At 72.0% G+C, this 8,741-nt stretch carries 6 protein-coding genes; 4 read left to right on the plus strand and 2 right to left on the minus strand.

Going from position 1 to position 8,741, the window contains the following annotated elements; translation table 11 throughout:
* Both ACWGIU_RS20695 and ACWGIU_RS20700 read left to right on the plus strand, forming a co-directional pair.
* On the plus strand, positions 1-2,926 hold a 2,926-nt coding region (locus ACWGIU_RS20695; protein WP_453707832.1), incomplete at its 5' end, for a DUF4082 domain-containing protein.
* Positions 2,923-3,972, plus strand: a complete 1,050-nt coding sequence (locus tag ACWGIU_RS20700) for a glycosyltransferase (RefSeq protein WP_453707834.1) — start codon at positions 2,923-2,925, stop codon at positions 3,970-3,972. The genes ACWGIU_RS20695 and ACWGIU_RS20700, both read left to right, overlap by 4 nt.
* A 17-nt stretch (positions 3,973-3,989) precedes the next feature.
* Here ACWGIU_RS20700 and ACWGIU_RS20705 read toward each other — a convergent pair whose 3' ends face one another.
* A complete protein-coding gene (locus ACWGIU_RS20705) occupies positions 3,990-4,694 on the minus strand; it encodes a Wzz/FepE/Etk N-terminal domain-containing protein (RefSeq protein ID WP_453707836.1) in 705 nt (234 codons plus the stop codon).
* 80 nt (positions 4,695-4,774) lie between these two features.
* Here ACWGIU_RS20705 and ACWGIU_RS20710 point away from each other — a divergent pair, with 80 nt between their 5' ends.
* Together ACWGIU_RS20710 and ACWGIU_RS20715 are read left to right on the plus strand one after the other, a co-directional pair.
* Entirely contained in the window at positions 4,775-6,793 is a 2,019-nt protein-coding gene (locus ACWGIU_RS20710) for an O-antigen ligase family protein (RefSeq protein WP_453707838.1), read from the plus strand.
* Positions 6,736-7,710 (plus strand): glycosyltransferase, encoded by a 975-nt coding sequence (locus ACWGIU_RS20715; RefSeq protein WP_453707840.1) that lies wholly within the window; start codon positions 6,736-6,738, stop codon positions 7,708-7,710. The genes ACWGIU_RS20710 and ACWGIU_RS20715 overlap by 58 nt, the downstream gene beginning before the upstream one ends.
* 31 nt (positions 7,711-7,741) lie before the next feature.
* Here ACWGIU_RS20715 and ACWGIU_RS20720 read toward each other — a convergent pair.
* On the minus strand, positions 7,742-8,741 hold a 1,000-nt coding region (locus ACWGIU_RS20720), incomplete at its 5' end, for a hypothetical protein (RefSeq protein WP_453707842.1).

Genomic DNA, 8,741 nt, shown 5'->3' on the forward strand with positions numbered 1-8,741 from the left:
GGGCGGCAGCCCGGCGACCTGCGCCAAGAAGGCCGCCACCGGCCTGGTCGACTGCGGGAACTGGCCCGTCACGGCGACGTGGACCGTGCCGGCCGACGCCGTGTCCGGGCTCTACGTCGTCAACTTCGACCAGGCGGACGGCAACGGTGTGATGCCGTACCCGTTCGTCGTCCGCAACGACGCCTCCCACTCCGACGTCATCGTGCAGACCAGTGACCAGACCTGGCAGGCGTACAACAACTACGGCGGCCAGGACCTGTACGACGGCGGCGGCCCCGCCCCGGACGGGCGGGCGTACGAGGTCAGCTACAACCGGCCCATGGACATCGGCGGGGACAACGGGATCTACGGGTCCGAGTTCCAGATGGTCGCGTGGCTGGAGCGCAACGGCTACGACGTGAGCTACATGTCCGGGATCGACATGTCGGTCCGCGGCGGGACCCTGCTGCAGAACCACAAGGTCTTCCTGTCCTCCGGGCACGACGAGTACTGGACCCAGGAGCAGTTCACGAACGCGCTGAACGCGCGCCGGGCCGGGGTCCACCAGACGTACTTCAGCGGGAACGAGGTCTTCTGGAAGACCCGTCTGGCGCCGAGCATCGACGGCGCCAACACCGCCAACCGGACGCTGGTCTCGTACAAGGAGACCAAGCTGTCCTTCCCCCAGCCGAACGGCATCCCCGACCCGAGCGGGATCTGGACGGGCACCTTCATGGACCCGGCCAGCGCCACGAACGGCCGGCCCTACCAGCCGCAGAACCAGCTGACCGGCTCGATGTTCAGCGTCAACGGCTACCGCAGCGACGCGTTGACCGTGCCGGGCACCTTCGCCAAGCAGCGTCTGTGGCGCAACACCACGGTCGCGAACCTCACCCCCTCGCAGACCGCCACGTTCCCCACCGGCACGCTCGGCTACGAGTGGGACAGCGACGTGGAGAACGCCAGCAGGCCGGCCGGGCAGATCACGATGTCCTCCACCACGGTGGACATCGAGGACGGCAAGCTCCTCAAGGACTACGGCAACACGTACGGCAACGGCACCGCGACGCACAGCCTGGTGGCCTTCCGGGACCAGACCTCGCACGCGCTGGTGTTCGGCGCGGGCACGGTCCAGTGGTCCTGGGGCCTGACCAACATGCCGACCGGCAACCCCGACGACACGGTGGTCACCGCGGACAAGCGGATGCAGCAGGCCACGGTGAACATCTTCGCCGACATGGGCGTCCAGCCCAGGTCCCTGCAGAGCGACCTGGTCGTCTCCACCGCCTCCACGGACACCGTGGGCCCGGCCGTGACGGTGACCAGCCCGGCGGCGAACGCCACCGTACCGGCGCTGCGGCCCGTGACCGTCACGGGCACGGCCGCCGACACCGGGGGCGGCGTGGTCGCCCGGGTGGAGGTGTCCACCGACGGCGGCACCACCTGGAAGGCGACCACGGGCCTCGGGTCCTGGAGCTACAAGTGGACCCCGACCGTCCCGGGCGCCGCGCAGATCAAGGTGCGCGCCGTGGACGACAGCGTCAACATCGGCGCCACCACCACGGTGCCGCTCACGGTGGGACCCCAGCAGTGCCCCTGCACCGTGTGGCCCGCCGCGGCCGTGCCGGGCACCGTCAACGCCGGTGACGGCAGCGCCGTCGAGCTCGGTGTGAAGATCCGCTCCTCGGTGCCCGGTTCGATCACGGGCGTCCGCTTCTACAAGTCCCCCGCCAACACGGGCACCCACACCGGCAGCCTCTGGAGCAGCTCCGGCCAGCGCCTGGCCACCGGCACCTTCACCAACGAGACGGCCTCCGGCTGGCAGCAGCTCAACTTCGCCACGCCGGTCCCGGTCAAGGCGAACACCACCTATGTCGCCTCCTACTTCGCCCCGCACGGCGGCTACTCCTTCGACACCACCTTCGCCGCCGCCGACGCGGGCCTGGCCCCGCTCACCGCGCTGAAGAGCGGCACCGACGGCGGCAACGGCGTCTACCGCTACAGCGGCACGGGCGGGTTCCCGTCCACCGCCTCATCCGGCAGCAACTACTGGGTGGACGCCGTCCTGGACACCGCGACCGCCAGCACCACCCCGCCCACCGTCACCGCCACCTCGCCGCAGTCCGCGGCGACCGGCACCCAGATCACGGCGGCCGTGTCGGCCACCTTCAGCAACGCCGTCGACGCGGACACCCTGGTATTCACGGTCAAGGACTCCGGCGGCGCGGCGGTTCCGGGCACCAAGGTGCTGGGCGCGTCCAACAGCGCGACCTTCACCCCCTCCTCCGAACTGGCCCTGAACACCACCTACACGGCGTCCGTCCAGGCCTCCGACCTGTGGGGCAACGCCATGGCCGCACCGGTCACGTGGAACTTCACCACGAGCCCGAACCCGCCGACGGTGAACTGCCCGTGCACCCTGTGGAGCGGCACCACGACGCCGAGCACCGCCAACGTGGGTGACGACGCCAACTCCGTGGAGCTGGGCACCCGCTTCCAGTCCGCGGTGAACGGCTACATCACCGGTGTCACCTTCTACAAGGGCCCCGGCAACACCGGTACGCACACCGGGAGCCTGTGGTCCGCCTCCGGCGCCCTGCTGGCCACCGGCACCTTCGGCAGCGAGACCACCTCCGGCTGGCAGCAGCTGCAGTTCGCCACGCCGGTACAGATCACCGCGGGCACCACGTACGTCGCCTCCTACCACGCACCCAACGGCAACTACTCGGTGGACGGCGGCTACTTCTCCGGCGCGCACCGCTCGTACCCGCTGGTGGCCCCGGCCGACACGGCCGGCAGCGCCAACGGGCTCTACCGGTACGGGGCGGCCACGGCCTTCCCGACGAACACGTTCGGCTCGGTGAACTACTGGGTCGGCCCCGTCTTCACCACCACCGCGCCGCCCGCCCTGCAGGAGGGGCTGTCCACGGAGGTGAGCGGGCAGTGAGCACGGTCAGCGTGGTGATCCCCTGCTACAAGTACGGCCACTTCCTGGCGGACTGCGTCAAGAGCGTGCTGGACGAGCAGGAGGGCGTCGACGTACGGGTACTGATCATCGACGACGCCTCGCCCGACGACTCCGCGGAGGTCGCCCGCGCGCTGGCGGCCGCCGACCCGCGGATCGAGGTACGGGTCCACGCGAGCAACAAGGGCCACATCGCCACCTACAACGAGGGCCTGCTGGAGTGGGCCGACGGGGACTACGTGGCCCTGCTGTCGGCGGACGACCGGCTGGTACCCGGGGCCCTGGTGCGCGCGGCGGCCCTGCTCGACACGCATCCGGAGGCGGGTTTCGCCTACGGCAGGCCGCTGCGCTTCCAGCACGGCGGTCCGCTGCCCGCGGCCCGCACCCGGACCACCGGATCGGTCGTCTACCCCGGACGGTGGTGGCTGGACCGGCGGTTCCGGGAGGGCACCGGGTGCATCACCTCACCCGAGGTGGTGGTCCGCACCAGCCTCCAGCGCAAGGTCGGGGGCTACGATCCGGCGCTGCCGCACGCCGGCGACATCGAGATGTGGATGCGGCTCGCGGCGCACGCCGACGTGGGCTATGTCCGCGGGGCCGACCAGGCCTTCTACCGGGTCCACGGCGACAACATGTCCACCACGGACTTCGGCGGTCAGCTCGACGACCTGCGCCAGCGCCTCGTCGCCTTCGACTCGGTGCTCGACAAGTGCGGGGGGCTGCTGCCGGGGTCCGACCGGCTGGCGCTGTCGGCGCGCACCCGGCTCGCCCGGTACGCGCTGCGGCGCGCCTACCGGGCGTACGACCGGGGACGCACGGCGGTGGTACCGGTCGACGAGCTGGTGGAGTTCGCCGCCGAGTGCCTGCCGGGGGACTACACGAAGCTGGCCGAGTACCGGGCGCTGCTCAGGCGTCGGCGCATCGGGGCGCGCACCATGCCGTACCTCCAGCCGCTCGTGCTCTCGGCCGTGGCCGACCGGGGGCGGGAGTGGCTGTGGTGGCGGTCATGGAAGCGTCGAGGGATTTGATGACTCGAACGCCGTGTTCAGCGGGTCGCCCCGGCGAGGGCGGCCCGCTCGGGCTCCTCGGCCCGGACCACCGGACCGGCGTCGGTGGCGGCCTCGTGCCGCTGTCGGCGCCGGCTCCGGCGTGTCAGGAGCCGGTCGGTCCACAAGGCCACCACCACACCTCCGACCCCGCCCAGCAGGGCCGCCCCGGCGAGGCCCCGGCTCTTGTTGCCGGTCTGCGCCACCGCGGTGGGCGGCACCAGGAGCGTCACGCTCATCCGCGCGGAGTCCGGAACTCCCTGCTGCGTCTGCATGTCCGTCAGGTGCCTCGTGTAGATCTCGATGATCTTCCGGACGGCCGTGTCGGCGGCGACCGGGTCGGCCTGTTCCGCCTGGACCTGGAGCGAGGGGATCAGATAGCGCGGGGTGACGCTGGTCCCGCTGTTCCGCGGGATCATCCGGTATGTACCGCGCACCCCCGCGGCACGCAGTTCCCCGGCCCCCTCGGGCGAGTCCAGCTGCTGCACGGCGGCGTAGGAGACGGCCGCGAGCGGCGGTTGCAGGTTGGCCAGCTGGTTGGGCTGATTGTCCGTCACCGGGGGCTTGAGCACGACGATCGCCGTGCTCAGGTACGTCTGGGTGGGGTGCAGCACTTGCACGGCTGCGGCGGCCGCGAGCACCGCCGCCACGATCAGGACGTACCAGCGCCGACGCAGCGCACGGATCAACTCACCAGGCGACACAGGGATTCCTTCCGTTGTGACCGATCCTTCCAGGACACGGGTAGGTCCGCCATCGATTGCGGTTCCCTCCGGGGGTGTTCATGAGCATCGGTGAGATCCTCGCTGTGCTCCGGCGCCGCTGGTACGTGATGGTGCCGCTGACGCTGATCAGTCTGCTGGCGGGAGCGCACCTGTACCGTGCGGTGCCGGTGGCCTACCAGTCGCAGAGCTCGGTGGCGCTGCTCGACTCCACGGCGGTGGCCGAACTCGCCCCCACGTTCGGCAATCCCATCGCGAACGCCGGCGGTTCGCTGGTGGTCACCGCGGACGTGCTGATCAGGACGCTGTCCGGGACGGACGCGGCGCGGGACCTGCAGGGCATCGGTGTGACCGATCCCTACACGGTCGGGTTCGCCGCGAACACCTCGGGGCCGATGCTCACGCTGACCGTCACGGGGACCGATCGGGCGAACGTACTGGAGGAGACCAACAAGCTGACCGCGTTCGCCGGGGAGACGCTCAACGCGCTCCAGGCGGCGGCCGAGGTCAAGCCCGCGTACATGGTGCAGACGGCCCCCGTGGTGCTGCCGCAGACCCCGGTGCCGCAGATGAAGAGCCGCTACCAGCAGGTGCTGGGCGTCGTCATCCTGGGCACCACCGCCGCCTTCGTCCTCTCCTTCCTGACGGACAGCCTGCTGGCGGCGCTGGGGCGCAGGCGCACGGCCGCGGCCGCCCCGGCCCGGGGGCGCGGGCGCCGCAAGCCATGGGGGCGGCAGCTGGACGCGACCGCCCTGCTGAGCGGCTATCTGGCGCTGGCCTTCTTCATCCCCTCGAACCTGACCCTGCCGGGAATGGGCGGGGTGGGTACACCGGCCAACGTGTTCGCGCTGCTGTGCCTGTTCTGGTACCTGGCGGCCTGGATCACCGGCCGGATCCGCCCGGCTCCCGGTACCCGGCTGCCGCGGGTGGTGATGTGCCTGCTGGCCTTCTCGGTCCTGGGCTCCTACCTCGCGAACGCGATGCGCGGCAGCTCTCACAAAGAGGTCCTGGCGGCGGACCGCGGGCTGATCGGGCTGCTCGTCTGGGTGTCCCTGGTGGTGCTGGTCTCCGCGGGGATCCAGGACCGCGAGCGCCTGGACTTGCTGTTGCGCAGGGCCGTGGTGATGGGGTCGGTGGTGGCCGCCATCGGTTTCTACGACTTCCTCACCGCGACGAACATCGCGGACAGCATCAGCATCCCGGGCCTGCAGTCCGGCGTCGCCCAGATCACCACCCTGGACCGGGGTTCCTTCACCCGGCCGCGTGCCACCACGGCGCAACCGCTGGAGTTCGGCGGGATGCTCGCGATCCTGCTGCCCTTCGCCGTGCAGCAGGCCTTCGACCCGGTACGGCGGCACCTGCGCGCCTGGCGCCGCTGGGCGCCGGTGGTGCTGATGGGGGGCGCGCTGCCGCTGACGGTGTCGCGGACCTCCATCATCGGGGCGCTCATCGTGGTCCTGGTGATGGTGCTGCGCTGGAAGCCGGAGCGGCGGTGGGCCGCGATCGGTCTGCTGATGGGCTCGGTGGCATGCTTCAAGGTGATCATCCCCGGGCTGATCGGCACCATCACGGCGCTCTTCGCGTCGTTCGTGACGAACTCCGACAGCAGCACCCAGGCCCGTACCGTCAAGTACGGCGCGATCGTCCCCTACCTCTCCGAACGGCCCTTGTTCGGGCGGGGTTTCGGCACCTTCCTGCCCGAACTGTTCTTCTTCACCGACAACCAGTACATGCTCACCCTGGCGGAGATGGGCCTCATGGGGCTGCTCGCGCTCCTGGTCCTCCTGTTCACCGGGATCCATCAGGGCGGCGCCATCCGCCGGCTGGCCCGCACCGAGTCCGACCGGGAGCTGGGGCAGGCCTTCTTCGCCTCCGCCCTGGTCTCGCTCGTCATCGCCGCCACCTTCGACGCCCTCAGCTTCCCGATGTTCGCCGGGGTGTTCTTCCTGACGATCGCCGCCGGAGGCAGCTACCTCGGGTTCATCCGGCGTTCGGCGCCGGAGCCCGTGACCGTGGAGTCCCCATGCAGTTCAGCCAGCCAGCAGCCGACCGCCGACCGGAGCCGGGTGCCGGCCCTGTAGCGGTCCTCGTCGTCACCTGGAACAGCGCCGGGGTGCTCCCGGAGTTCCTGGCCTCGTTGCCGGAGGGCATGGCCGGGCTCGACTGGCACCTGATCGTCGCCGACAACGACTCGGCGGACGGCACCGTGGAGCTGATCCGTTCCCTGGCCCCCGAGGCGACGGTCGTCCGGACCGGCCGCAACGCCGGTTACGCGGCCGGGGTGAACGCCGCCCTGGCGGCCGCCGCCGCGCGGGAGGGCGGCTTCCGGGCGGCCCTGGTCTGCAATCCGGACGTCCGGATGAGGCAGGGCTGCGCCAAGGTTCTCGTGGACGCGCTGGGCACCGGCGTGTCCGGTGGCGGCCGGGTCGGGATCAGCGTCCCGCTGCTGTACGAGGAGGACGGCCGTACGCTGCTGCTCTCGCTGCGCCGGGAGTCACAGGTGACCCGGGCCCTCGGCGAGGCGGTGCTGGGCAATCGCCGGGCCGGGCGGTTCCCGCGCTGGAGCGAGATGGTCACCGATCCGGCGGCGTACGAGCGGGCGACGGTCGCGGACTGGGCGACGGGCGCGCTGATGGCGCTGTCCGGGGAGTGCCTGGAGGCCTGCGGGGCCTGGGACGAGTCCTTCTTCCTGTACTCGGAGGAGACGGAGTACTGCCTGCGGGCCCGCGACCTCGGCTTCGTCACCCGGCTGGAGCCCGCGGCCACGGCCACCCATCTGGGCGGTGACTCGCAGGTGTCGCCGCGGCTGTGGACCCTGCTGACGCTCAACCGGGTCCGGCTCTACGGGCGCCGCCACGGGGCCGCGGCGACCGCCGCGTTCCGGGCGGCCGTACTGCTGCGGGAGACCTCCCGCGCGCTGCTCGGCCGGCCGGCCAGCCTGGCGGCCGCCAAGGCCCTGGCGGGCCCGTCTGCGCTCCGGGCCACGCCCGGGCCGTGAGACGGGCGTCCCCTCGTCCTCGTCCTCGTTCTCAGTCGACCGTGACGCGCAGGTTGGCGAGCAGGGTGGCGCCGTCGGGGGTGGTGGCGAGAATGCGGCCGGACCGGTGCCAGTGGGTGACCGCTTCGGCGTGCCGTCGCATGCCCGGGGTGTGCGGTTCGGCCTGCTGGAAGAACACGGTGGCGGTGGGCGGGGAGGCCGCGCCCATGCCGGTGTGGAGGAGGACTCCCGTGCCGTCGGGGCCGGGCACCGCGAGCGCCCAGTGGTCGCCGTCGGCGATCGGGCCGTGCGGCGCGATGCCGTCGACGATCGGATCGACGCCGGGCCGGGCGACCGGACGCTCGGTGGTCCAGTGCAGGACGGTCCTGCCCGGTGGCCCGTCCGCCGGCCGCGGGTCGGCGGCGAGCAGGCTGCCGGAGGCGAGAACAGCGGAGCGGGCCGGGTCGAACGCGTCCGGCCGGAGCCGGGAGCGCAGCTCCCAGCCGGGCAGGTCCCAGCGCCAGAGCTCGACGGCCTGCGTGCCGTCGGGAAGTGGCGACACCACGACACCCGTGCATCCGGCGGCCGTCCGGGCGAGCCGTACCACCAGCCGCTCGCCGCGGCCGAGTTCGCGCCAGACCACGGTGGGTCGGGGCGCGAGGGTGTCCAGCACCGTGATGCCGTCGTCGTCGGCCGTGATCAGGTGCCGCCCGTCGAAGGACGGGACGATCTGCCGCGCGTGCAGAGTCGTCCAGCGCCGGACCGAGCGGGTGGCGAGGTCGAGCCGGGAGACTTCCCGGACCCGGCCGTAGCCGGCCACGAGCAGCGCGGCGCCGCCGTGGTCGGCGAGCACCAGCTGGTCGGCGGGCACGTCCCAGCGCGCCTTGGTGCGGCCGTCGGCGGTGAGCAGCCGGACGCCCGCCTGGCCGCAGGCGACCAGGACGGCGCCGGAGCCGAGCAGCGCCGCGTCCAGCACCGGCAGCGTGCCGGGCCGGTCGGCGGCGGTGTGCGCGGCGGTGTGAGCCGCCGTGTGCGCCGCGGGAACCGTGCGG

The organism is Streptomyces sp. NPDC054840 (assembly GCF_053611065.1).

Excerpts from the sequence above, each read along its gene's own strand:
- ACWGIU_RS20710 (WP_453707838.1), top strand. The coding sequence starts at position 4,775 with ATGAGCATCGGTGAGATCCTCGCTGTGCTCCGGCGCCGCTGGTACGTG.
- ACWGIU_RS20715 (WP_453707840.1), top strand. The coding sequence starts at position 6,736 with ATGCAGTTCAGCCAGCCAGCAGCCGACCGCCGACCGGAGCCGGGTGCC.